This window comes from Methanococcus maripaludis (genome assembly GCF_002945325.1).
In the GTDB taxonomy this organism is placed as follows: Archaea; AGJL01; Methanococci; order Methanococcales; family Methanococcaceae; genus Methanococcus; species Methanococcus maripaludis.
In genome coordinates this window covers 1,459,902-1,483,724 of sequence record NZ_CP026606.1, presented here as the reverse complement: position 1 = coordinate 1,483,724, position 23,823 = coordinate 1,459,902, and the positions used below count along the sequence as shown (strand labels likewise).

Here is a 23,823-nt window from a genome sequence, read left to right as displayed (position 1 = left end):
TAAAAATGAATAAAAAATTAAAGTATTTCGTCAGCATTTAATTTTTCTGCGTTGTAAAGTTCTTTTGCCCGTTTGTATATTAATTCATCAGCAACATCTCCATCTTTAACAAGTACTACGACTTTAGAAGGAGATATATTTGATATAACTTTTGAAATCTGTTCTTTTGTAATTTTACATTTTTTTTCTATTCCAGGCAGTGCTTTTTCAGGAATCTTTGGATTTACAACTTTCATATCCTCGATTTCCAAAACTCCTTCTGTTGAAATAATATTTAAATATGGATTGATGTCTTTTAATGATTTTAAAACTTTTTTATTGCTTACAATATACAAAGCCTGCCCATCTAAAGCAACTGTTTCAATATCAAATCCAAATCCGCCTAAAACATTGTTAATATGTTTTTGTGCATCGAATAAAAGTTTTGAAAATTCTCTGGCTTTTTCTTCGTCTAAATCATGATTTGGTGCATATTTGTAAAGATATTCATCAGCTTCAAAAAGTGAATGTACTGCCTTTTTAAACTCTATTGTATCGATTTTTCCAGATTTTGCATCAGAAAATGTTTTTTTATTTTCATTTTTTTCAAAATTTTGAGTAGCAGAAACTGTTTTTGCCTTTGAAATCGTTTCTACTGCTTTTTTAATTAATTCTTTTGAATACTGTGTTTCTGACATGATATTCCTCAAAACAATTATTCCTGTAGTTCAAGCCTTTCTAATTCTTTTAATAAGAGGACTAAAAATACCCCTACGTCAGTAACTACCCCAATTGCCTGAGAAGTTCCCCTGTCCATTAATTTAGTAACGGTTGAAGGCTGTATATCGACACAGACTGTTTTTATGTATGACGGCATTAAGTTACCTGTTGCAACGGAGTGTAGAAGTGTTGATAGCATTATAACCATTTTTTTGTCCATTACAGTAGTTCTCATTTTATCTTGTGCAACCATGGCATCAGTTATAACGTCAGGAATTGGTCCATCATCCCTAATACTTCCTGCAAGAACGTATGGAACATTATTTTTTATACACTGGTACATTATACCTTCTTTTAATACGCCGCTTTCCACCGCATTTTTGATGTTTCCAGCATCATTTATTGCATTTATTGCATAAATGTGGTGTTTATGTCCCCCAGTTACAGGTTTTGCAGTTTTTATATTTACTCCAAGTGAAGTTCCATATAATGCGGATTCGATGTCGTGTGTTGCAAGGGCATTTCCTGCCAAAATTGCTTGAATGTATCCAAGTTCGACCATTTTTGCTAAAGCTGGACCTCCGCCTGTGTGTATAATCGCAGGGCCGCCAACAATCGCAATTCCGCCAGTTCCAGTTTTTTTGTATTCTTCTCTTATTTCGTGCATTTCTTTTGCAATTCTTTTAATAATCGCTTCTTTTGGCTTTTCAGAAGATACTTCGGAGTTCATAAATTCAAAAAGCTGTCCTGCTTCTCTTGATTTTTCTGGAGGCATTACCCTAATTCCGTTGTGGCCAATTAATACGAAGTCTCCTTTCTTTACCTTTCTAATGACTTTTGTTTCTGCCCGTTTTTCTTCAGGATAAACAACAATTACTGCATCCATTTTTGGATTTGCAACTTCTATCCATTCGTCATTTACTTTTACGTGTGTTGGGTGATTTGTAGTTGAATAAAATCCATCTGGTAAAACGCTATCTTTTAAAGCAGGTTTTAAGTTAGCATTTTCAATTTCAGGGATATTTGCACCAACATTCTGAAGTTCCTCCAAAATCTGGTCGAGGTGCTGCTGGGTATTTCCTGAAATTAATAATTTTGCGTATGATGTATCGATTTTTTTCTTTCCTATATCAAATTCCAAAACCTTATAATCTCCGCCGAGTTCTAAAGTCCTATCAAAAACTTTTGCAAGTATAAAGCTGTCAATTATGTGCCCTTTTAATTCAATTTCCCTCATGAACATTAAATCACCCGATAAATCTCTCTAAATTTTAGTTATCAATTCCTATGTGCTACATGAATATATAATTTTTTGAATGTAATATAAGTGCATAGGTGGATAAAGTTGATAAAAAGAATTAGCATTAAATTATTTAAAAAAAGAGCTATTTTTTAAATTATCTTCTTTCATCTTTTTCATAAACTTTGGAATGTATTCTGTAGCAGTATCAACTGACATTGGGAGGAATTTGTCTTTTAAATACTTTCTTTTAAGCATTTCTGAGCCAACCCAATCATTAAATCTTTTATCCTGTATAACTACAACACCATAATCAGTTTCAGTCCTTATTAATCGTCCAATCATTTGTATAACTGTTCTTGCCATTATGTGAAAGGATGTCATCAAAAATGCACTCCAGTGAGCATCTTTAACTTTTCTTGACTTCAAACGCTCTTCAAGAAGGGTCTGTTCTCTTTTTAAAAGTGGAGTTGGAACGGGAAATGGCAGGCTATCTATTATAACACAAGTTAGTGCATCTCCAGGAATATCCACACCTTCTGCAAACCGTCCTGTTGCTAAAAGGAGTCCCCCGTATTTTTGAAAGTCTTCCTTTAATTTTTTTGCGGCTTTTCCATCCATTCCTGACTCATAGCAGTATATATTTCCTCGATACCTCGCATCTAAAAAGTATTCGTGAGCCGTTTTCAAATCTCCAAAACTCTTAAAAAGTATCAAAGTATTTCCTTTTGCGGCGTTTACCATTTTAAACAGATTTTCATTTGCCTTGTTTCTTTTTTTATTGTTTGATTGAAAATCTATGGAATTAAATTTCATATCTTCCCCATCAGATAGCGCGATTATGTTTCGCCTATCTTTTGAAAATGGGCTGTCCAAAAGTAGTGTTTCACTTCTTCCCATTCCTGTCTTTATCGCGTGAATTTTCAGATCACCAAGTGTTGCAGAACAGTGAACTACTGATGCATCCCCGTAAAGTCTATTTAAATACGTTGAAACGAGTACGGGTTCGCAAAGAATCGATCCATTATTTTTATAAACTACAAAATTTCCAGTAATATTCCTAAGATTTCCTAGATTTTCCAAAAATTCCACCATCGGAACATCGGATATTCTTCTATCTGCAACAAATTGAAGTTCTAACGGGATTAATGCCTTGTTATCGATTTTAAATTTCAAATCTTTTTTTTCAAGTTCTTCATTTTCAGATAAATCTTCAATTTTTTCTTTAATTTTTACTATTTCGTTGTAACCTTCGAGAAGAGTTCCCAAAATTGCCACATCTTCTTTTAATCCAAATGAAGTAATCTTAAATCCATCAAATACTAAAGAATTCTTACAATCTTTTCCGGATGCATTTTTTACAACGTAATCTTCAACTATCGTCCAGAAAATTTCGTCATCTTCTTCAGTGACCCTATCCATATGCACTCTTAATCTTGAATTTGAGTAGTGGTATGCCATAAATCTAAGTCTTCTTAAGGCATATTTTGGATTTATAACAATTGTTGCAGCATTTCTAATACTTCCTTCAAGTTTATGGGCTTCGTCACAAATTACAATGTCAGTTTGTTTCTTTTTGTCGATTTCGTCTTTTAAATAATAGTAAATACTGTTATTCATCACGATTATATTTGCATCAAAAGATTCGATTTTTGCTTTTTGATAATCGCACAGACAAAGCGGGCAGTAAAATGTTGTATTTCCATCAAATTCAATTTTTTCTTTTTTTGTACCGCAGACACATACTGGTTTTTTGTTTGGCCTGTAAATACAGCCTTTATTTAATTGACAGTAAAGCGTGTTTGCCTTTTCCCCTTTTGATTTACAGAAAAAATTTCCCTTTCCCATCATAAAAGATACTTTTAAATTGTGTTTGAGCGAATTTAAATCTTCTACGATTCTTTCTTGTTGATCAATCGTTTCTGTGAGAATCATTACTCGTTTTCCGCGTTCTGCAAAGTACAGTGCAGGGATAAGGTAAGAAAGAGTTTTTCCAACGCCTGTTGGAGCCTCAACTACAAGATTTTTCTTTTTTGTTACACATTCGTAAATTTTTCCCATCAAAACTTCTTGCTGGGGCCTCATTCCATGATATGGAAATTTTTCTTTGGAATATTCTTTAAATTCATAAAAATCCATGATTACCACATAACTCGAAAATAGTTTTGAAAATTTAATAAGGTGCCGCCTTTTATATATGTATTTATCGCGTAAAAAATACAAAAAACCCGTTAAGGATTTAAAATCAAATTTAAAAGAGATTAATCACTGTAAAATTTTTTAGTATATTCCATAATCATTCTTTCAGCATCAAAATATTCCACGACGTGATTTACCGAATTTATAGCTTTTTCCCACCATTCATCGGTATCATAAATCTTTATAGTCCTTTCGAGGTGTTTATACATTTCATTTGCCTCGTAATCTTCATCAAGATTTACACCGTCTCCGATAGTAAAACTATCTTTTGGATATGCTTTTGCCCATTCAACATGCCATCCGTCCATTGTACTCATGTGTATCGACGCATTCATCGATGCAGTCATTCCTGAAGTTCCTGATGCTTCATTTGGTCTTCTCGGGGTGTTTAACCATACATCAGAACCCTGCTTTAAGAGTTTGCTAAGTTTTAATTCATATCCTGTTAAAACTGAAACATTTTTAAGTTCCCTAGTTTTTGAAACTATCCAGTTAAATGTAATCTGTGCATTTGAATCAGCAGGATGTGGTTTTCCAGCCCAGATTACTTGAATTTTTCCGCCTTTAATCAAATTTTTAAACCTTTTTTCATCCCTCAATAAAAATGAAGGTCGTTTATAATCGGCAAATCTTCTTGCCCAAACGACCGTTAAAATGTTTGGATCAAAAAGGCTTCCGGTCTGGTCCGCTACTTCTTCAAAAAGCTGTTTTTTTAATTCCATTTTTCTTTCGCGAAGCATTTTTATATCTTTTTTTCCCGCAGATTCTCGTATCTGTCTGTCTTGCCAGTAATATTTATCCTGTGCATTTGTAATGTTCATTATAGGCTCTCGATTTGTAACCCATGCCCACATTTTTTCAGAAGTGTCCCTGTGAAGTTCTGAAACGGCATTCGATCGTTTGCACATTCTTAAAGCTGCGACAGTTAAATTAAATGGATTTCCACCGTATTTTTCAGCAGTTTTAGTGTCAATACTTCCAAAAAAACCCATACTTTTTAGCAGATTTATATCCTGTGTTTCATTTCCAGCAGGAATTGGAGTGTGTGTAGTAAACAATAAATGTTCTTTTACATAATCAGTTCCATAGTCTTCGAGCATTTTAAATGCGACAGGTAGAGAATGGGCTTCATTTATATGATATCGCTTTACATTTTCACATTCTCGAATGACTTTGTATCCGCCAATTCCTAATACGATTTCTTGGGCGATGTGTGTTAAATTATTCCCATCGTAAAGTCCGTAAGAAATGGTTCTTGACAAATGATCGTTTTCTGGAATATCTGTTGTTAAAAAATAAATTGGGCAGGTATTAAATGTATTTTCCTCTAATTTATACGCTTTAACCCAAATATTCGTCCCATTTATTACAACTGGAACTTTTAAATCAATATCTGTTAAAAAATCGTAGTATTTCCTTATATTCTCAACTTTCATACGGCCTTCGCGATCTCGCACCTGGTCGTAGTAGCCGTAGCTCCAAAGCATTGAAACCCCAACCAAGGGTACGTTAAGGCGTTTAGCTGCCCTAAAATGGGATCCTGCTAAAAACCCGAGTCCTCCCGCATACGTCTTTAAAGACTGATCAATTGCAAACTCCATGCTAAAATAAGCAGTGTTTTTCATTAAATCCCTCAAAATAATATAAAACGTAAACTTCCCTGAGTAATATTATGTTTCTATGTTATATTTATTAAATATATCTAAAAAAGACTAATAAAATCTATTTTAAAGTGGCTGTTATGATTGTTATCGGGTTTTTTGAAAGCATTATGTGCCCGGAATTAATTTTTTTTCCGTATGAAACAGAAACATTTACAAAATTTACGTCGTAGCCGAGTTCTTCAAATTTATTAATTATTTTTACACTATTTTCAAGAACAATTGTGTTTACAACTATTATTTCAATGTTCTTTTCTTTTAAAATTTCCAAGATCTGTTCAATATTTTGGGTTCCGCCGATAAATACCTTGTTAAAATCAAATTTTGAAATTAAATCTTCTGCATTTCCGAGTGAAACCGTGCAATTTTCTACATTAAACTTTTTTAAGTTATTTAATGCCGTATTTTTTGCATCTTCGCTGTTATCAATTGAGTACACAAATTTTGACCGTTTTGAGATCTCAACACTCATGCCCCCACTACCGCAGCCAATGTCTAAAACTATGTCTTCAGGATCTAAATTTAATTTACCGATACTTACGGCTCTAATTTCTTCTTTAGTTATCGGAACGCCTTCCATTCTAAAAAATTCACTGTCTTGGATCATTTTTTCACATTATTTATTATTTTGATTAACAAGTTATAAATACTGATTTTGGCTACTTATACATTAGCTTAATTTTTAAATATTAACAATCACGGTATTTTTATACACATATTACTATTCTCATCATATCTAACAAAAAGGTGAAGTTATGGCTGACGTTTTGACCGAATTGCCTGGGGTAGGCCCATCAACTGCAGATAAACTAATTGAAGGGGGATACCTCGATTTTATGAAAATTGCAACAGCAACTATCGGTGAATTAACTGATATTGAAGGTATCAGTGAAAAAGCTGCTGCTAAAATGATCATGGCTGCAAGAGATTTATGCGACCTTGGATTCAAAAGTGGTGTTGAATTATTAAAACAAAGACAGAGTGTATGGAGACTTTCAACTGGAAGCACTGAATTAGATACAGTTCTTGCAGGGGGAATCGAAAGCCAGTCTGTAACGGAATTTGCAGGTATGTTTGGAAGTGGTAAAACGCAAATTATGCATCAAACTTGCGTAAATTTACAGATGAGAGAAAAAATATTTGCAGATTTAGAAGGAGTAGTTGAAGAAGAACTTGAAGCTCCAAAAGCAGTTTATATCGATACAGAAGGTACATTCAGACCTGAAAGAGTTGTTCAGATGGCTGAAGGGGCTGGAATCGATGGCCAAACTGTTTTGGACAATACCTTCGTTGCAAGAGCATACAATTCAGACATGCAGATGTTATTTGCTGAAAAAATTGAAGACCTGATCAAAGGCGGAAATAACATTAAATTAGTAATTATTGACTCCCTTACAAGCACTTTCAGAAACGAATTTACAGGAAGAGGTAAATTGGCTGAAAGACAGCAAAAATTAGGTAGGCACATGGCTACACTAAACAAACTTGCAGATTTATACAACTGCATTGTGCTAGTTACAAACCAGGTTGCTGCAAAACCAGATGCATACTTTGGTGTTGCTGAACAAGCAATTGGTGGACACGTTGTTGGACACGCTGCAACATTTAGATTCTTCTTAAGAAAATCAAAAGGAGATAAAAGAGTTGCAAAATTATACGACTCCCCACACTTGCCGGATTCAGAAGCAGTCTTTAGAATTACAGAAAAAGGTATTCAAGATTAATATCTTTTAAAAATTAAAAATAAATTTTAATATTTTCTTTTTTCATTAAAATTAAAAAATAGAAATTTTTGAGTATTTTAGTTATTTTAAATTATTTTATCATTCCCATTTCTTTTTGCCGTTTTATCCTTTGAGATAATATGCATGGGCCGTTTCTTTTTCCGCCGATTGGAACTTTTGGAGTTCCAAGACAGTTCATGCATCTTGCCATTACACTTGCACCAAGAGCAAGTCCGTCTTCAACGAAAATTATGTTTTCAGACACGTTATCCCATATTCCAAGTTCTGAAAGCATTTCAATTATCAATTTTGGCTTTTCACCAGTAATTCCTGCTCTTCCAGTAATCCCTATTGCCGTATCTCCATTTATAATTCCTTCCTCATGTGCAATCTTTATCAATCTCTGAGTGATTTTTGAAGAAACAATGTCTAAAGTATACATTAAAGTTGGAAGATTTGATTCTTTTAAAATTTTTGCACCAATTTTTTCAAGTTCTGGAATATCGCTTCCATTTTCACCGACATCACAACCGATTAAAAATGTTCCAGCTTTTTCTGCACTTTCAGGATTTACTGGAACCGTTCCAAATCTTTCCATCCCTTTTGGAACTTCTTTTATTATTACGTGCCCGTGAATTTCTTCTGCATATTTTTTCGCGAGTTCTTTGTTTGGGCTTCCCTTTTCAGCGTGAATATCTAAAACTGCACCGCCCCTTTTACTTACCAAATCTGTTCCACGAACAACTGCATCTGAAACTGCACCTGCAAGTCCGCACAAGTTTCCAACAACTTTTGCATAAGGTTCACCATTGTTTGTAATTCTTCCGGCAAGTGTTGTTCCAAAATCAATGCTGATACACGGGTTTCTGTAGTCAACACCGGTCCACTTACTTCCAATTTTCAATCCTGCAGTTACAAGTTCTCCTTCCATTTCATTTGCAACTACTTCTTTTCCAGTTGGAGGAACTACCCCTGTTACTGCCCCATCAAAAATCAACTTTTCAATCAAGGTGTAATCTTGAAGTATTTCTGGAAGCTGTTTTTTTGTCATTATCGGCGTCATCTTTCCATTTGGAATTCCTGCCATTCTGCATCCTTCAGCAAGAGATACGATCATTACCCCTACTTCTTCAGGCGTTGCAAAACCTGCAGTAACCCCCGTACTTCTAACAACAAAATGAAGATCGTTTACAGTTAAATGGGCCTTATCCATTGCACCTTTCAATACATCTCGAACCATTTCAGAAACTGCTTCTTTTGTAAGTTCAACGTCCCAGATAGTCCTTCCAAAAACCTGTTCTCCTTTTTTTGGAGGCCTTACATCCCTTGTCATCCTAACTTCTTTTGAAACTACATATGTTTTTCCAGATCCCATCTCTGTTGCAGATATAATTGCTTTTGTTGTCGTGTTTCCAAGTTCAACAGATGCTACAGTATAATACGGCAATATGTGCTGATTTGGACCGACCCTCTTTGGATTTAGATCCATTACATCAATACTCTGTGATTTTGCATAGTGTATCTTTGGTGATTTACTAAATATTCCTTTAATTGAATCAAGAAACCCCATGTATATCTTCTCCTTAATTTTAAAATGAATTACAGACATTAAATGCTTAAAAAAACATTATAAATTATGGAAATTTGATTATATAAATATAGCATTTTTGAATTTTAATTTTATAGGTACCTAGACTATTTAATATCCCATATTAATTTTAATAATAGTAATGACATAATTTTAAAAACATAATAAATTTAATTACTATCCATGAAATACGACCAAATCACATGTAAAAGTTAATATATCTTTAAAGTAAAGAATATTAGTATCTGTTATCAACCATAAAGGAGATAATGTGAAAATCCCCACAATCCTCGTAATAATATCATCAGTATTAATACTAACTTCTTTTTCAGGATGTATCTCTTCTTATGGCAAAGAATATAATACAGTAACTCCCGGCGTATTAACAGTTGGAATTACGCCAGAAATGCCGCCACAACAATATTATGAAGAGGGTGAACTGAAAGGTTTTGATATCGATTTGATGAAAGAAATTGCAAACAATATGGGCTTAAAACCCGAATTCAAAATTTACGAATATGGCGGTGCACACGAAGCACTTTTAAACGGAGAAATCGATTGTCTCCCCTCGATGACGATTTCACCAGAACGAAAAGAAGACATGGATTTTTCAAGGGCATACATCCAAACATATGTGGTTGTTGCAGTTTTTGAAAACAGTCCTTATCGCGAACTTAAAGATTTAAACGGTAAAAATATTGCAGTTGTGACAAACACATATACTGAAGATTGGGCCAAAGACTACTTGGGAAGTATTAACGCAAATATCAAATCCTATGACTCAATTCAAGGATTAGTTTCAGACATATATTCGAAAAATATTGATGCAGTGGTTACTGATCAGATCCAGCTGGATTACTATTCAAAGCAGAAAAGTTTTGAATCCAGATTGATTTTCGAAAAAATGACAATTGAATACTGGGCAATTGCAGTCAAAAAAGATAATCACGATCTCCAAAATGAAATAAACGATGCATTATTTGAATTGGAAGAGAATGAAGCACTTTATGAATTAAAAAATAAATGGTACGATTAGTTACCATTACCTAACTACTTTTTTATTCAACTAAATTTTCAGTTATTTTTATTTAAAAAATATTAAATACCCCCTCATAAAAACTATAATGTATGAAATAAGGTGGGGGCCGTTTATGAAAAGACATTCTATTGGGATTACCATTTTGCTATTTTTATTATCGATTTCAATTATTTCCGGCTGTATTTCAAGTCAAAACACTATGAAAAGAGGTACATTAACTGTTGGAGTATGTGCGCAGTACCCTCCAACAATATATGAAGAAAATGGAAATTTGGCAGGTTTTGATTTTGATTTAATGAATGAAATTGCAAAAAGAATGAAATTAAATACAAATTTTAAGATTTACAATTCCAAATCTGAACTTTTCGATGCTTTGGAAAAGAATGAGGTCGACTGTATTGGATCAAGAACTGTAAATTACGAAAGAAGAAAATTTATTGATTTCACGAGAGTTTATTATTATGACAGTGTCAGGGTTGCAGTTCCAGAAAGTAGTTCAGTAACCATGCTTAAAGAATTAAAAGGTAAAAATTTAGGCGTTATTGAAGGCAGTGTCTCTTCAGAACTGGTTGAATCTTATTTAACTAATGTAGGCTGTAAGTGTATATATTACGATACCCCGGAAAATTTAACCTACGCTGTAGAAAATGGGGAAGTTGATGCAGTAATTGGGCATGAAATGTACATCGAACACATATCCACTAAATGTAACGTACAAAAAAGATATTTAGACGAAAAATTATCCGTAAGCTACTGGGCAATTCCAATTAATAAAAACAATCCAAACTTAAGAAACTCGATAAATGATGTACTTTTAGAAATGGAAAATGATGGAACTCTTGATGAATTAAAGCTTAAATGGTACGGCAAATATTAATTATTTAAAATTAATTTATTTTCCAAAGATTACCCGATCTAAAATCGGTTTGACAACAGTTGATGGATTATCCATATCCCCTTTTTCATTTATAAATTCTACAAGGTTGTTTTTATCGATAAAATCAAAAATTCTATCCATTTTATCGTTATTTATCATGTTTAAAATTTTTCTAATTTTAATATTTTTATCAATTTCAGATGAAATTTCACTTTTCCAGTTTTTTTCATAGTTTTTCAAAAATTCAATGTCATAATTTCCTTCAAAATACTGGTTTATTGTATCTGAACAGATTTTTCCACATTTTGCACCATAATAAAGCCCACCGCCACTTAAAGGCTTTACTTGGCCTGCAGAATCACCAACAAGCATTACGTTATTTTTTACAGATTTTGAATAACCAATTGGAATTGCACCGCAAATGAATTCAACCGGGTTTGCATTTTTTAAAATTTCTTTTGCAACAGGATTATTTTCGATAAAATCTATTAATTTTTTGTAAGAATTATTTGAATCACACATTCCAACCCTTACCCTATCGTTTCCAAGGGGGATTATCCATGTAAAAAATTTTTCAGAATATTTTTTATCGTAAATTACGTAAACAAAATCATCGTCAACTTTCGCATTGACAAATTCGATCTGAACTCCCGAAATTATTTCCCGTTTTTTATCAAGCATATTCAACGATCTTCCAATTGTGGACCTGATCCCGTCAGCCCCGATAATTATTTCAGGAGATATTTCGAAAGTGTCCCCAATGTGCATTATCTCCAAATTATGCATACATTTATCGCGATTGGATAAATTGTTTGAATTTTTAATTTTTCCGTACGATTTTAATAAAATATCCACATTTTTAGAAGCCCTGACGGCAATATCTTTATCCATTACCTTTCTTTCAAAAACTTCTGCCCTGATTTCTTCATTTCCAACCGTAATAGAACTGTTTTTTGAATAAATATGCGCCCCCCTAACTTTATTTACTGAACCTTTAGGATTTCCCAGTTCATTTATACATTTTTTACTTAAAAGCCCTGCACACTGAAATGGAACCCCAATTTCCTGATGCTCCTCTAAAACGAGAACATTTTTATTTTTAATATTCTCTCCAGTAATAAATCCACAAGGCCCGCCACCGACAATTACCACATCGTACTTTTCAAAATCCATGATATTCCTGAAAAATTTTTTCGAAAGATTAATAGTTTTTAAATCTTATATTAAATATCATTTTAAATATAGTTTCGCTAAATTTTCTTCAAAAAAAATTATAAATGGGATACAGTGATTTATATCGTTGGAATTGGGCCTGGAAGCAGGGATTATGTTACAGAAAAAGCAGTTGATACAGTTAAAACTTCGGATTTTGTTTTGGGAAGTAAAAGGTCCCTTGAAATCTTTGAAACTAACGGAAAAAAAATAGAACTTACGGTAAATCTTAAAAACGAACTTTATGAATTTTTAAAAAACTATAAAAATTCAAATCCTAAAGAAAAGGTTTCGATACTCTCAACGGGGGACCCGTGTTTCAGCGGTCTTTTAAAAACTATATCTTCATTTGATTTTATTAAAAAAGAAGATTTTGAAGTGATCCCTGGAATTTCGTCAATTCAAATGGCAGCTGCAAAAGCCAAAATATCTTGGGAAGATTATAACATTTTAACAATACATGGAAAAGAAGAAAATTTAAAAAAGCTGTTAGATTATGTGAAAAATGATGAAAAAGTGATTTTTTTACCGAATAATTTAAAAAATGACCTTAAATTCTTGATTGAAAATGGAATTTCGGACGAAAAAGAAATAACCGTTCTTGAAAATCTTTCATATTCAAACGAAAGAATAATTACGGATAAAATATCAAATTTAATGGAAAATGATTATTCTTACCTTTTGGTCTGCATTATAAACTAAAGAGGAGATACTTTTGAAAAAAGTAGCCAGTTTACTTTCAGTCTTTGGATTATTACTATTAACCTCATTTTCAGGATGTATCGGAAACGACTACAGCTCTGTTGAAATCGTTGAAAATAGCCCTTATCCAGAATTTATCTACTTAAATAAAGATATGCTAAAATTAGTTACAAATAAAACTTCAGAACATCAAACTCCAGACTATTTCTTTATAATATTTGATGGGGCGTACATTGATAAGAATAACTATTCAAAAATAGCTGTAAAAACCCCTTTATGGAGATTTGGAAGCCTTTTTGCAGATGAAAATATACAAACGAAAAATGGAATGATATTTTTAAATTCAGATTACGTTCAAAAACCAGATCTTAAATACAATAAACCCCTTAATTATAACGACGTTATTGTCTATAACAAAAATTATGGGATATTCATAGAAATTGGCGAAGAATATAATTACGCTGAACTAATTACAGAAAATTTAAACGAAAATAGATATTTCATGGAAAATATTGATGATATTGCAGGTAAAAATATTATAAATCGAACAATTATTGAAAATGACGACTTGTTACTTGGAACTTACGTGTTAGAAAATGGAATTCCTGTTGGTGACATTAATAACAGCTTATTTAAAATGAATATTACTTCCGCGTCTTAAAAAACGTTTAATTTTTAAAACCCAAATAAAAAGATATAAAAAATGTTTAACGAATAAATAATATCAATATAAAAGCGTAAAAAGGGTATAAATCATGGACATACTGCAATTTGTTCCGGACCTTGGAACCGGATTTATAACTGGATTTATTGTTGGCTGGGGAATTAAAATAGCCCTAAAAGTGGTTATTGCGTTAATGGGCCTTTATGTATTCAGTTTAATTTACCTGAGTAATTTAGGGGTTATTTCAATAAATGTAGATGCATTATTTGGTCTTGTTGGAAATGTAGAAGGTGCAGTGATGTCTTATGGAAGTTTAGCTGTTGGATTAATTCATTCTGTATCTTTAGGTGGAGGATTTGCAGCAGGGGCCGCAGTTGGGTTAAAACAGGGATAATTTAAATTGAATTATATGTACCATAAAATATATGATAAACTCATATTCTTTTAATTTTTAAGAAGTGAAATTATGGATACTCGTATCAGGGATTTTGTAAAAACTAATGAAGGTTATTTTGCAGTAAATACTTATTATCATCCAGAAAATTCAGTTATTTCTTTTTTAAGATACATAAATATCGATAAAATTGGAAATCATCTTTTAAAAGACTATGATCTTGATGAAAACGACATAAGAATACTTAATGGGGAAAGATTCATAAAAGTGGCAGATAGTAGCAAAGCTTACGCAATTTTAAAAGAATACTACCCAGAATATTTATTTTATGATGAAATAAACGACGTGCTTTTGCATGCAATTCCTAAAAATAACATTAAAGAAATTCTGAGCCCCCAAAAAAGATTAGAAGAAGTTTTAAATGAACAAAATACTGAAGCTGAAATAAAATGTGCAAAATTAGCAGATACGCTTCATGATTACGGGCTTGAATATAAAAATATGGGAGTTTCAGGTTCAACCGTTTTAAAACTAAACAATGAAAATTCAGACATTGATTTTGTAATTTATGGGATGGAAAAACACAAAATTGCAAGAGAAATTCTATCCGTTACTTTTAAAGATGGCGTTTTAGAACCACTTTCTGAAGATTTCTGGAAAAAAGCATATGTAAAAAGAATAAAAGATGGAACATTAACTTACGATGAGTTTGTTTGGCATGAAAAGAGAAAATTGAACAGGGGCGTTGTTGATGGCGTAATGTTTGATTTACTTGCAACAAGAGAATGGGATGAAATAACTGAAAACTATGGGGATAAAAAATACAAAAATTTAGGATTTATCCAGATTAAAGCAAAAGTTAAAGACGATACCTTTGTTTTTGATAATCCTGCCGTGTACAAAGTTGAAAATGTCGAAATTTTAAACAATGAAAATAATGCAGAAGTTTTAGCATCTGAAATTGAAGAAGTGGTATCATTTACCCACACTTATGCTGGATCCACATATAATGGCGAAGAAATTATTGTTCGCGGAAAACTAGAAGAAGTTTATGGAAAAGAAACTTACAAACGAGTTGTTGTTGGAACTACTCGAGAAGCATTTAATGAATACGTAAAATTGGCTAAATAATTAATTTTCTTCTTTTTAGGGTGGTATTATTATTGATATTCCAAATTACGGAAAAATAACTTCTAAAACAGTTGTGTTTGATTTAAACGGGACTTTGGCAGTCGATGGGCTTGTAAGTGAGAAAATAAAAGAACTTTTAAAAGAACTTGGAAAAACTTACAAACTCGTTGTACTTACGGCAGACACTTACGGAACGTTGGAAAAAGAATTCAAAGGTCTTCCAATTGCAGTTGACAGGATTAAAAACGAAATAGAAAAAGTAAATGCTGCTGAAAAATATTCTCCATATATTGGAATTGGAAATGGAAATAACGACTGCATGATGCTTGAAAAAAGTGAACTTGGAATATTAATAATCGGGGAAGAAGGGGCATCAACAAATGCACTTTTAAAGTCAGATATCGTGATTAACAATATAAAAGATGCGATAAATCTGCTTTTAAATGAAAAAAGACTTATTGCAACACTTAGAAAATAAATTAAAAATAAAATTTAAAATTAAATCTCTTTTAAAAGTTCTTCGATCTTTTTAAAGTTTTTTTCTTCTTCTGGAATTACAGTTATTTCTTTTGCTGGAAGGGTAATTGATGCCCTAAATCCACAATCTCGCGCAATTTCTGTTGCTTTTTTATTTATTTTATATAAATCATCAAATAATTCAGTTGTCAGTTCGCAAGTTGGAGTACAGTACTGAAGACAGCACCCCTCTCTCCAGTATCCGATTTTATTTCCGGCTTCGCTTACACGTTTTATATCTATCTTGTAGTGTTTTTGAAGATTAAATACATCAAAATGTCCAACACGAATTAAAGGCCTAAAAAAATGAATTTTGTATCTTTTTGGAACCTTTGTAATCTCCATTTTTTTGTAGAGTTCAAATTCATCTTTTCTTTTAACATTTGCATTATTTTCACGGATATATTGAAAAACAGGGCCTGCAATTTTTTCAAGTGCAGTTTCCCCAGTCATTATTATTTTTGCATTCTCGACTTTCGCAATATCTATCATTCGAGCTTTCATTATAGTTTTACAAATTCGGCAGATGCTTTTTCCTTTGGCACCCTGTGTTTTTTTGGCCAGTTCTTCAGTAATATCTGGAAATATTATCGGTACATTAAATCGATCTGCTAATTTTTTTGCTTCGTTTGTTGAAATATCCCAACTCCATTTGTGGACAAAATGAACACACAAATGAACGTTTAATCCAAGTTCCTTTGCAATTGCAAGTGAAACGGCACTATCTTTTCCACCACTGAGCATTACAATTATTTTTTCATCTTTTAAATTCAAATCTTCAAAATTGTTTAAAATATCTTCTTTTAACTGATTTAAATGCTTTAAATTTCGCTTATTTTGCGTCCAAGGTCTAAATTCAAGATTATTATCCATATAACCCACATATCTTTAAATTAATTAGATTACGTTAGAAAAAATAAACATTATGATTTAAAATCTATCTTTTCTACTCCATGATATACGGTAAATCGGTCAATTCTTGCAAAACCGATTAATAAAATATCATTTTCTTTCGCCAAAATTACCCCCTTATCTGTTGACGGGGATTTCGTAATTATTACGGGAATTTTAGAATTTACTACCTTTTTAACCATTGCTGTTGGCTGTCTTCCACTCGATGCAAGTACGCAATTGTTTAAATCAATATTGTTTAAAACAGCGTATCCAACTACCTTATCTACTGCATTGTGCCTTCCGATATCTTCAAAATAAACTATTTTGTTTCCTGAAAAATCAAAGAGTGCTGCCCAGTGAACTCCACCGGTTATCTTCCAGGTGTCTGAAAGAGTAGGCATGGTTTCCATGATTTTTTTAATTGTACTCAATTTTAAATTTACGTTACCTTTTTTTGTATCTACTTTTTCCAGTTCTTTTGAGTTTACATATATCTTTTTATCATCTATCTTAATTTCTGAAAAACTTTCTGGAGCGATGTATCCTTCTGAAATAGTGTATCCAATACCCAATTCTTCAATATTTTCAGGAGATACGACCATTGTTTCAATTAATTTTCCGTCAAGGTATAATTCATAAAAATCCTCAGTTACTATCGTGTCTTCTTTTTCTAAAAGCCCTTTTTCTGCGCTCCAAGAATACGTTTTAACTTTTGTAACCATTTTAGACATTTTTACACCACACTCCAAAATCATACCATCAATATTATTATAACTTAAAGCATATAGTTGTTTAAATAACTGTGATACTATGAACTTGGAAAGATACAAAAGACAGATTTTAATGGATGATTTCGGAGAAACTGGCCAAAAAAAACTGCTAGATGCAACTGTAACTGTTGTCGGTGTTGGGGGCCTTGGAACCGTTGTTTCACAATATCTAGCTGCCGCAGGAGTTGGAAACTTAAAATTAGTTGATTATCAGGAAGTTGAACTTTCAAATTTAAACAGACAGATCTTGCATTTTGAAAAGGACATTGGAATAAAAAAGGTTATTTCTGCAAAAGAAAAGTTAGAAAGTATTAATTCAGAGATAAACATTGAAATTTATCCTGAAAAAGTAAACGAAAATCACATCAAAAATTCAGATGTTATTATTGACTGTCTTGATAATTTTAAAGCTAGATATTTATTAAATAGATTTTCAAATAAATATAAAATCCCCCTCGTTCATGGCGCAATTGAAGATTTAAGAGGCCAGGTTACAACGATAATTCCAAATAAAACTCCATGTATTGAATGTATTTTTAAATTAAAAGATGAAGAAAAAAATAAGTCTTTTCCGGTACTTGGAGTAACCCCTGGAGTAATTGGTTCAATTCAGGCGAGTGAAGCGATAAAATTAATAACTGGAATTGGAACTCCTTTAAAAAATAAATTGCTTTCAATAAATATGCGAACAAATGACTATTTCACGTTTAATATAAAGAAAAATCCTGAATGTAAAATTTGCGGTGGTTTAAATGATTAGAGTGTCTAATGAAGATTTTAACATTGACGTTGAAACTAAAGCCCTTTTAAAAAATCATCCTGAAATAGGTGGACTTGTAAATTTTGTAGGGGTTGTTAGAAACGTAGGTTACAATAAAGGCGTTGAAAAAGAGGCTGAATTTATTGAATTTGAATGCTACGAACAGATGGCTTCAAAAAAACTTGAAGAATTAAAAAATAGGGCGATTGAAAAGTTTAACATTATCGATGCTACATTGATTCACAGGATTGGAACGCTAAAAGTAGGGGATAATATTGTATTGATAGTTGTTGGAGCAAAACACAGAAAAGAAGCATTTTTAGCCTGTGAATATTTGATCGACAGCTTAAAAGAAGAAGTTCCAATATGGAAAAAGGAATTTTCAAAAGATGGTTCCTACTGGGTAGAACAACACTAAATCATTCTAATTTATTTTAATTTTAAAAAGGAATACTATGAAATTTTTTCAAGAAAAAATATCCATTAAAGAAACAAATATTCTTTTAAAAGTAGATAATCCCAAATTTTTTAAAATGGCGAAAAATACAATTATTAATGAAAGATTAAACCTTGAAAATTATATTTTAAGAAATCCCATATTTTTAACTAGTTATTCTCCCGTTGAAGTGCCAGATAATGCACCAGAAATTATAAAATTAATGGCTGAAGCTGGATTTAATGCAGATGTTGGACCAATGGCAGCAGTTGCAGGAACATTCAGCCAATTAATTGTTGAAAATTTAATTGAAAATGACTGTAAAAATGCAATTTCTGAAAATGGTGGAGATATCTGTTTAAAATGCGAAATGGATACGACTGTCGGGCTTTATGCAGGAAATTCATCACTTTCTGGAAATTTAGGATTTAAACTAAAAAAAGAAAAAATGAAAAATGGATATGGAATCTGTACTTCCTCAGGAACTGTCGGACACTCCGTAAGCCTTGGAAATGCCGATTCAGTTACAGTTTTTTCAAAATCTGCGATTATTGCCGATGCTGTTGCAACTTCGATTGGAAATTTTGCAGTTGGAAATGCTGTTGATGCAATAAATAATTGCCTTGAAAAAGCTGAAACTATTTCAAAAATTGATGGTGTTTTTGTAGTATTTGGAGAACACGCTGGAAAAATTGGAAAAATACCTCAATTGATAAAAACGGATAAAAAAGAAGTTTTAGGAAATGTTTTTGAAATGGTTTGATGTAAAATTATAATATAATTGGTGTAAATCATGAATTCAAGAGCAATCAAAGGTATAATTTTAATTTCTACAATAATATTCTGCATAATCCTCACAGGATGTGCCGACTACACTGATCCGTCAAACGAAACTGTTCAGGCCGCCGTTTTAAACGAAGAATATGAAGAAGAAAACGAAGAAAAATACGATAATTCAAATGATGAACCGTATGGATCTGAAGAAAATAGATGATCATTAAATTTAAAATGTAAAAACAAATACTATTTTTAAAATTATTTTAGAAACTTATTCGCCATAAAGGTGGTTTTTTGAAGGAAATTAAATTAAATTCTGATTCTTTAGAAATTTACGAAAAATCAGCTTCTGAAAAACTAAATAGAAACGATTTAATTGATTTGTGGAATTTAAACTTAAATGATTTGCTAGATATATCATATAACTTAAAAAAATTATTTAATAAGGATAATATTGATTTGTGCTCAATTATAAATGCCAAATCAGGAATCTGTCCTGAAAACTGCATATTCTGCTCTCAATCAAAACATAACCGTTCAAAAATAGAAACTTACGGATTAAAATCAAAAGAAGAGATTTTAAAAAATGCTAAATCGGTTGAAAAATATTCAAACCGCTTTTCGATTGTTGTTAGTGGAAAAACAGTTACAGATTTAGAATTTGAAAATATTATTGAATCGATTGAAGAAATTCAAAATAAAACGAAATTAAAGGTTTGCGTTTCATTAGGGCTTTTAAATAAAGATAAATTAAAAGCTTTAAAAGAAAGAAACGTAAGAATCCACAATAACCTTGAAACATCTGAAAACTACTTTAAAAATATCTGTACAAGCCACGATTACAGCGAAAAAGTAAAAGTAATTCTCGAAGCTAAAAAAATAGGGCTTGAGATGTGCAGCGGCGGAATTTTTGGAATGGGTGAATCTATTGAAGATAGGATTGATTTATTTATGGAGTTAAAAAAACTTGATGTTGATAGTGTTGCTCTAAATTTACTAAATCCAATTTACGGTACCAAAATTCATGATAGAATATATTCTGGAGATATATCTCGAATTAATTCCCGTGATGCATTAAAATCGATATGTATTGCAAGAATTGCACTTCCAGATAAAGTAATTCGGCTTTGTGGTGGAAGAGAACATGTTTTAAAAGATATGCAGAAATATTCACTTCTTGCACTTGATGGTTTAATGATTGGAAACTATTTAACTACAAATGGGCAAAATATCCAGTCTGATTTAAAAATGATTGAAGAAATGGGTTTTGAGCGGTGAAAATCATGAAAAAAGGTTTGCTTGAAAAATATAACTCGTTACTTGAGTTTTTCAAAAACAAAAAAGTGGTTGTTGCATATTCTGGGGGTGTTGACAGCACACTTATTTCAAAAATTGCAAGCGATAATGCACAAACACTTGCGGTAACGATTGATAACGGATTTTTTTCTGAAAATGTAATAAAAAAAGCGGAAAATCGTGCTAAAAAATACAACATTCCTCAAAAAACCATGAAAATAGATTATTTAAATGAAATCATTTCAAAAGACTTAAAAAACAGATGCTACAACTGTAAAAAAAGAATTGCAGAAGAACTTAAAAGAATAAAAAATGAATTGAACTATGATATCATTGTCGATGGAACAATTTACGATGATATATTTGAAGATAGGCCGGGAATAAAAGCTTTTAATGAAGAAAATATAATTTCCCCCCTTTCTAATTTAAAATTCAGTAAAAATGATGTTTTTGAATTATCAAAATACTTGAAAATTGATATTCCAAAAAAAGATACCTGTATGGCAACCCGTATTTTATCAGCGCCAATTTCTAAAGAAAATATGGCTAAATCGAATTTAGCAGAAGCGTTTATAAAATCAAACTTCCATATTGAAAGTTATTTAAGGGTTCGATACCTTGAAAATATTGCAATTATCGAGATGACTAAAAAAGAATCAAAAAAAATATTTGATAATGATTCGATAGAAATAATAAATACAGAACTTAAAAAAATAGGGTTTGAAAAGGTTGTACTCGACCTCAATTTTAAATAATTAAATTACGCGAGAATTGGTGATTTTATGGAGATAAATACTGATAAATACAAAAATATTACTAGAAATCTCGAAAGAGAAATGATTAACTTAAATCCAATTCAGAGAGGAGGAATCCTACCAACTGAATCTAAGAAAATAATCTATGAATACTGGGATGGGTACAGTGTCTGCGATTACTGTTCAGGAAGACTCGACCAAATCGAAACTCCCCCTATAAACGAATTTTTAGAAGACATGTCCAAATTTTTAGGAATGGACATAACAAGACCTACACACGGTGCAAGGGAAAGTAAATACGCTGTTATGAATTCCATCTGTAAAGAAGGCGATTACGTAGTTTTGGATGGAAATGCCCACTATACTTCATATGTAGCACTTGAAAGAGCTAAATTAAACTACGAAAGAACTGAAATTGAAGAATACCCGACATTTAGAGTAATTCCTGAAAGTTATGCTGAAAAAATTGACATGCTCGAAGATTCTAAAAAAAATATCGGATTAATCCTTTTAACACACGTTGATGGAAATTACGGAAACGTTGCAGATGTTGAAAAGGTTGGAAAAATTGCAAAATCTAAAGGATATCCATTTTTATTAAACTGTGCATATTCTGCGGGAAGAATGCCAATTGATGGAAAAAAATTAAATGTGGACTTTATTGCAGCATCAGGACACAAAAGTATGGCTGCATCTGGCCCATGCGGTCTTCTTTCAATAAATAAAAAATATGAAGATGAAGTGCTTGAAACTTCAAAAGTAAATGTATTAAAAGAACTCCAGATGCTTGGTTGCACTAGCCGAGGAATTCCAATTTTAAGTTTGATGGCAAGCTTTGAACACCTGATTGAAAGAGTTAAAAATTGGGATTTAGAACTTGAAAAAACAAGAAAAGTGGTTAATGAGCTTGAACCATTAGGATTTAAACAGATTGGGGAAAGACCAAGAAACCACGATATCATAAGATTTGAAACCCCGATTTTAGATGAAATTGCAGAAAAAGATAAACGAAGAGGATTTTTCTTCTACGAAGAATTGAAGAAAAGAGGAATCGGCGGAATCAGAAGAGGAGTTACAAAAGAATTCAAAATGAGTGTTTATGGATTAACCAATACTCAAGTTGACTACGTGATAAATAGCATGAAATCTATTATAAACGAGTTAAGGTGAATTTAATGAGTTCTAAGTATATACTCCCAGTAATTGCGCTTTTAATTCTTGCGAGCGCAATATATTTCTCATTTGGGCCAGATACTCCTGAAAAGTACGTATTTTTAGGAGTTACCTTTAGTATGGGCGGCGTAGAATACCAAGGATACACTGTTGAAGGTCAAAACATAATATTTGAATACACAAGAGAAGGGGACGCATTTTCACAAGCGGCTACCCCGAGGGTTGCTCAAACTGGTGAAAAATACAAAAATGTAGAAAATGTATATGTAAAAGTCGATACTAACGGCGATGTAGAGTATTACAAAGCTGAAATATTCGATGAAACCGAAGAAATGGTTAGATACTACGTAAAAGAAGAATAAAATAAAAAAATTAAATTGAAAGCATTCTTTCAATTGCTTTTCTTGCATTTTCAATTATTTTTTCATCAAGCGTTATTTCATGTTTTTCTTCCAAAAGACATTGTTCTATTTTTTCTAAAGTTATGTTTTTCATCGATTTGCAGATTGCGTCAGTTCTTAAAGGAATTAGTTTTTTTGATTTCCCCACTTTTTCCAATTCTATTTTAAGCCGGGATATCATGTCGCATTCTGTTCCGATAATAAATTCGCTGCATTCTGAATTTAAAACGTGTTTTACCATTCCACCAGTACTCATCACGTAGTCAGCACTTTCCTGTAATTTTGGGTCACTTTCAGGGTGTATTAAAAGTTCTGCATTTGGATACTTTTCTTTTACTGCTTTTGCATCATCAATTGTAAACATTTTGTGAACATAGCAGTGTCCGCCCTCAGGCATTGGAATAATTTTTTTATTTGACCTTTTTGATACAAAATAACCCAAATTATTGTCTGGACCAAATAATACTTCGTTTTCTTCGAAAGAATTCACAACCCTATCAGCATTTGCAGAAGTACATGTTGCGTCAGCCAGTGCTTTTGCAGAAGCAAGTGTATTTACATAAATTACAACTTTTGCATCAGGATACTCTTTTTTTGCGTCAAGTATCACTTCTGGGGGAAGTTGGTGTGCCATTGGGCAGTCTGTTTCAATAATTTCGGGAATAAGTACTTTTTTCCCACTGTTTAATACTTTTGCCGTTTCTGCCATGAAATCTACACCGCAGAATACGATTACATCTGCATCGGTATCTCTTGCAGCAATGCAGAGTTCTAGTGAATCTCCAATAATATCTGCAATTTTTTGGATTTCTTCTGGCTGGTAGTTGTGTGCCAAAATTACTGCGTTTTTCTCGTTTTTCAATTTGTTTATTCTCTCAATTATATCCATAAAAACACCAGAACTTTGTGATTTTA

General features: G+C 32.1%; 26 protein-coding genes. 16 read left to right on the top strand and 10 right to left on the bottom strand.

The window, feature by feature from the left end:
* Positions 1–17: 17 nt before the first annotated feature.
* The 5 genes from MMJJ_RS08085 to cbiT all read right to left on the bottom strand — a co-directional run bounded on the left by MMJJ_RS08085 (position 18) and on the right by cbiT (position 6,406).
* Positions 18–677, bottom strand: a complete 660-nt coding sequence (locus MMJJ_RS08085; protein WP_104838379.1) for a DUF2100 domain-containing protein — start codon at positions 675–677, stop codon at positions 18–20.
* A gap of 17 nt (positions 678–694) precedes the next feature.
* The gene (locus MMJJ_RS08080; RefSeq protein ID WP_104838378.1) at positions 695–1,942 is read right to left on the bottom strand and encodes an ornithine cyclodeaminase, nickel-pincer nucleotide-dependent; all 1,248 of its coding nucleotides are present in this window, start codon (positions 1,940–1,942) and stop codon (positions 695–697) included.
* A 126-nt stretch (positions 1,943–2,068) separates the two neighbouring features.
* Positions 2,069–4,078, bottom strand: a complete 2,010-nt coding sequence (locus MMJJ_RS08075; protein ID WP_104838377.1) for an ATP-dependent DNA helicase — start codon at positions 4,076–4,078, stop codon at positions 2,069–2,071.
* Between the two features lie 122 nt (positions 4,079–4,200).
* Entirely contained in the window at positions 4,201–5,763 is a 1,563-nt protein-coding gene (gene glgP / locus MMJJ_RS08070) for an alpha-glucan family phosphorylase (protein ID WP_104838376.1), read from the bottom strand.
* Between the two features lie 97 nt (positions 5,764–5,860).
* The gene (cbiT, locus tag MMJJ_RS08065; RefSeq protein WP_104838375.1) at positions 5,861–6,406 is read right to left on the bottom strand and encodes a precorrin-6Y C5,15-methyltransferase (decarboxylating) subunit CbiT; all 546 of its coding nucleotides are present in this window, start codon (positions 6,404–6,406) and stop codon (positions 5,861–5,863) included.
* A gap of 148 nt (positions 6,407–6,554) precedes the next feature.
* On the opposite strand from cbiT, the gene radA reads away from it, so the two are divergent.
* The gene (gene radA / locus MMJJ_RS08060) at positions 6,555–7,523 is read left to right on the top strand and encodes a DNA repair and recombination protein RadA (protein ID WP_104838374.1); all 969 of its coding nucleotides are present in this window, start codon (positions 6,555–6,557) and stop codon (positions 7,521–7,523) included.
* A 91-nt stretch (positions 7,524–7,614) separates the two neighbouring features.
* On the opposite strand, the gene MMJJ_RS08055 is transcribed toward radA, so the two are convergent.
* Positions 7,615–9,093 (bottom strand): methanogenesis marker 14 protein, encoded by a 1,479-nt coding sequence (locus MMJJ_RS08055; RefSeq protein ID WP_104838373.1) that lies wholly within the window; start codon positions 9,091–9,093, stop codon positions 7,615–7,617.
* 289 nt (positions 9,094–9,382) lie between these two features.
* Here MMJJ_RS08055 and MMJJ_RS08050 point away from each other — a divergent pair, with 289 nt between their 5' ends.
* Both MMJJ_RS08050 and MMJJ_RS08045 read left to right on the top strand, forming a co-directional pair.
* Positions 9,383–10,147 (top strand): ABC transporter substrate-binding protein, encoded by a 765-nt coding sequence (locus MMJJ_RS08050; protein WP_104838372.1) that lies wholly within the window; start codon positions 9,383–9,385, stop codon positions 10,145–10,147.
* A gap of 115 nt (positions 10,148–10,262) precedes the next feature.
* Positions 10,263–11,027 carry an ABC transporter substrate-binding protein gene (locus MMJJ_RS08045; protein WP_104838371.1) on the top strand — a complete coding sequence of 255 codons (765 nt, stop codon included), beginning with the start codon at positions 10,263–10,265 and terminating at the stop codon, positions 11,025–11,027.
* A 15-nt stretch (positions 11,028–11,042) separates the two neighbouring features.
* Here the strand turns inward: MMJJ_RS08045 and MMJJ_RS08040 are convergent, their stop codons facing one another.
* A complete protein-coding gene (locus MMJJ_RS08040; protein ID WP_104838370.1) occupies positions 11,043–12,200 on the bottom strand; it encodes a geranylgeranyl reductase family protein in 1,158 nt (385 codons plus the stop codon).
* Between the two features lie 114 nt (positions 12,201–12,314).
* On the opposite strand from MMJJ_RS08040, the gene MMJJ_RS08035 reads away from it, so the two are divergent.
* The 5 genes from MMJJ_RS08035 (at position 12,315) to MMJJ_RS08015 (ending at position 15,608) form a co-directional block, all read left to right on the top strand.
* Entirely contained in the window at positions 12,315–12,941 is a 627-nt protein-coding gene (locus tag MMJJ_RS08035; protein ID WP_244901527.1) for a cobalt-precorrin-7 (C(5))-methyltransferase, read from the top strand.
* Between the two features lie 13 nt (positions 12,942–12,954).
* Positions 12,955–13,602, top strand: a complete 648-nt coding sequence (locus tag MMJJ_RS08030; RefSeq protein WP_104838368.1) for a hypothetical protein — start codon at positions 12,955–12,957, stop codon at positions 13,600–13,602.
* 94 nt (positions 13,603–13,696) lie between these two features.
* A complete protein-coding gene (locus MMJJ_RS08025) occupies positions 13,697–13,999 on the top strand; it encodes an FUN14 domain-containing protein (protein ID WP_104838367.1) in 303 nt (100 codons plus the stop codon).
* A gap of 72 nt (positions 14,000–14,071) precedes the next feature.
* Positions 14,072–15,130, top strand: a complete 1,059-nt coding sequence (locus tag MMJJ_RS08020) for a nucleotidyltransferase domain-containing protein (protein WP_104838366.1) — start codon at positions 14,072–14,074, stop codon at positions 15,128–15,130.
* A gap of 28 nt (positions 15,131–15,158) precedes the next feature.
* The gene (locus MMJJ_RS08015) at positions 15,159–15,608 is read left to right on the top strand and encodes an HAD family hydrolase (protein WP_181505166.1); all 450 of its coding nucleotides are present in this window, start codon (positions 15,159–15,161) and stop codon (positions 15,606–15,608) included.
* A gap of 20 nt (positions 15,609–15,628) precedes the next feature.
* On the opposite strand, the gene MMJJ_RS08010 is transcribed toward MMJJ_RS08015, so the two are convergent.
* Both MMJJ_RS08010 and fdhD read right to left on the bottom strand, forming a co-directional pair.
* A complete protein-coding gene (locus tag MMJJ_RS08010) occupies positions 15,629–16,519 on the bottom strand; it encodes a phosphoadenosine phosphosulfate reductase domain-containing protein (protein WP_104838364.1) in 891 nt (296 codons plus the stop codon).
* Between the two features lie 50 nt (positions 16,520–16,569).
* Positions 16,570–17,271, bottom strand: a complete 702-nt coding sequence (gene fdhD, locus MMJJ_RS08005) for a formate dehydrogenase accessory sulfurtransferase FdhD (protein ID WP_104838363.1) — start codon at positions 17,269–17,271, stop codon at positions 16,570–16,572.
* 79 nt (positions 17,272–17,350) lie between these two features.
* Here fdhD and MMJJ_RS08000 point away from each other — a divergent pair, with 79 nt between their 5' ends.
* The 8 genes from MMJJ_RS08000 to MMJJ_RS07965 all read left to right on the top strand — a co-directional run bounded on the left by MMJJ_RS08000 (position 17,351) and on the right by MMJJ_RS07965 (position 22,869).
* Positions 17,351–18,070, top strand: coding sequence for a HesA/MoeB/ThiF family protein (locus tag MMJJ_RS08000; protein ID WP_104838362.1), 720 nt, complete (start codon positions 17,351–17,353; stop codon positions 18,068–18,070).
* Positions 18,063–18,488, top strand: coding sequence for a molybdenum cofactor biosynthesis protein MoaE (locus MMJJ_RS07995; protein WP_104838361.1), 426 nt, complete (start codon positions 18,063–18,065; stop codon positions 18,486–18,488). Before MMJJ_RS08000 ends, MMJJ_RS07995 begins: the two co-directional genes overlap by 8 nt.
* A gap of 37 nt (positions 18,489–18,525) precedes the next feature.
* On the top strand, positions 18,526–19,269 hold the full coding sequence (locus tag MMJJ_RS07990) for a UPF0280 family protein (RefSeq protein ID WP_104838360.1): 744 nt from the start codon (positions 18,526–18,528) through the stop codon (positions 19,267–19,269).
* 30 nt (positions 19,270–19,299) lie between these two features.
* Entirely contained in the window at positions 19,300–19,500 is a 201-nt protein-coding gene (locus MMJJ_RS07985) for a hypothetical protein (protein ID WP_104838359.1), read from the top strand.
* 77 nt (positions 19,501–19,577) lie between these two features.
* The gene (bioB, locus tag MMJJ_RS07980; RefSeq protein WP_104838358.1) at positions 19,578–20,561 is read left to right on the top strand and encodes a biotin synthase BioB; all 984 of its coding nucleotides are present in this window, start codon (positions 19,578–19,580) and stop codon (positions 20,559–20,561) included.
* Between the two features lie 5 nt (positions 20,562–20,566).
* A complete protein-coding gene (gene larE, locus MMJJ_RS07975; RefSeq protein WP_220127021.1) occupies positions 20,567–21,334 on the top strand; it encodes an ATP-dependent sacrificial sulfur transferase LarE in 768 nt (255 codons plus the stop codon).
* A 27-nt stretch (positions 21,335–21,361) separates the two neighbouring features.
* A complete protein-coding gene (gene pscS, locus MMJJ_RS07970; protein ID WP_104838356.1) occupies positions 21,362–22,504 on the top strand; it encodes an O-phospho-L-seryl-tRNA:Cys-tRNA synthase in 1,143 nt (380 codons plus the stop codon).
* 5 nt (positions 22,505–22,509) lie between these two features.
* On the top strand, positions 22,510–22,869 hold the full coding sequence (locus MMJJ_RS07965; RefSeq protein WP_104838355.1) for a hypothetical protein: 360 nt from the start codon (positions 22,510–22,512) through the stop codon (positions 22,867–22,869).
* A gap of 10 nt (positions 22,870–22,879) precedes the next feature.
* Here the strand turns inward: MMJJ_RS07965 and nadA are convergent, their stop codons facing one another.
* On the bottom strand, positions 22,880–23,797 hold the full coding sequence (gene nadA / locus MMJJ_RS07960; protein ID WP_104838354.1) for a quinolinate synthase NadA: 918 nt from the start codon (positions 23,795–23,797) through the stop codon (positions 22,880–22,882).
* Between the last annotated feature and the right edge of the window lie 26 nt (positions 23,798–23,823).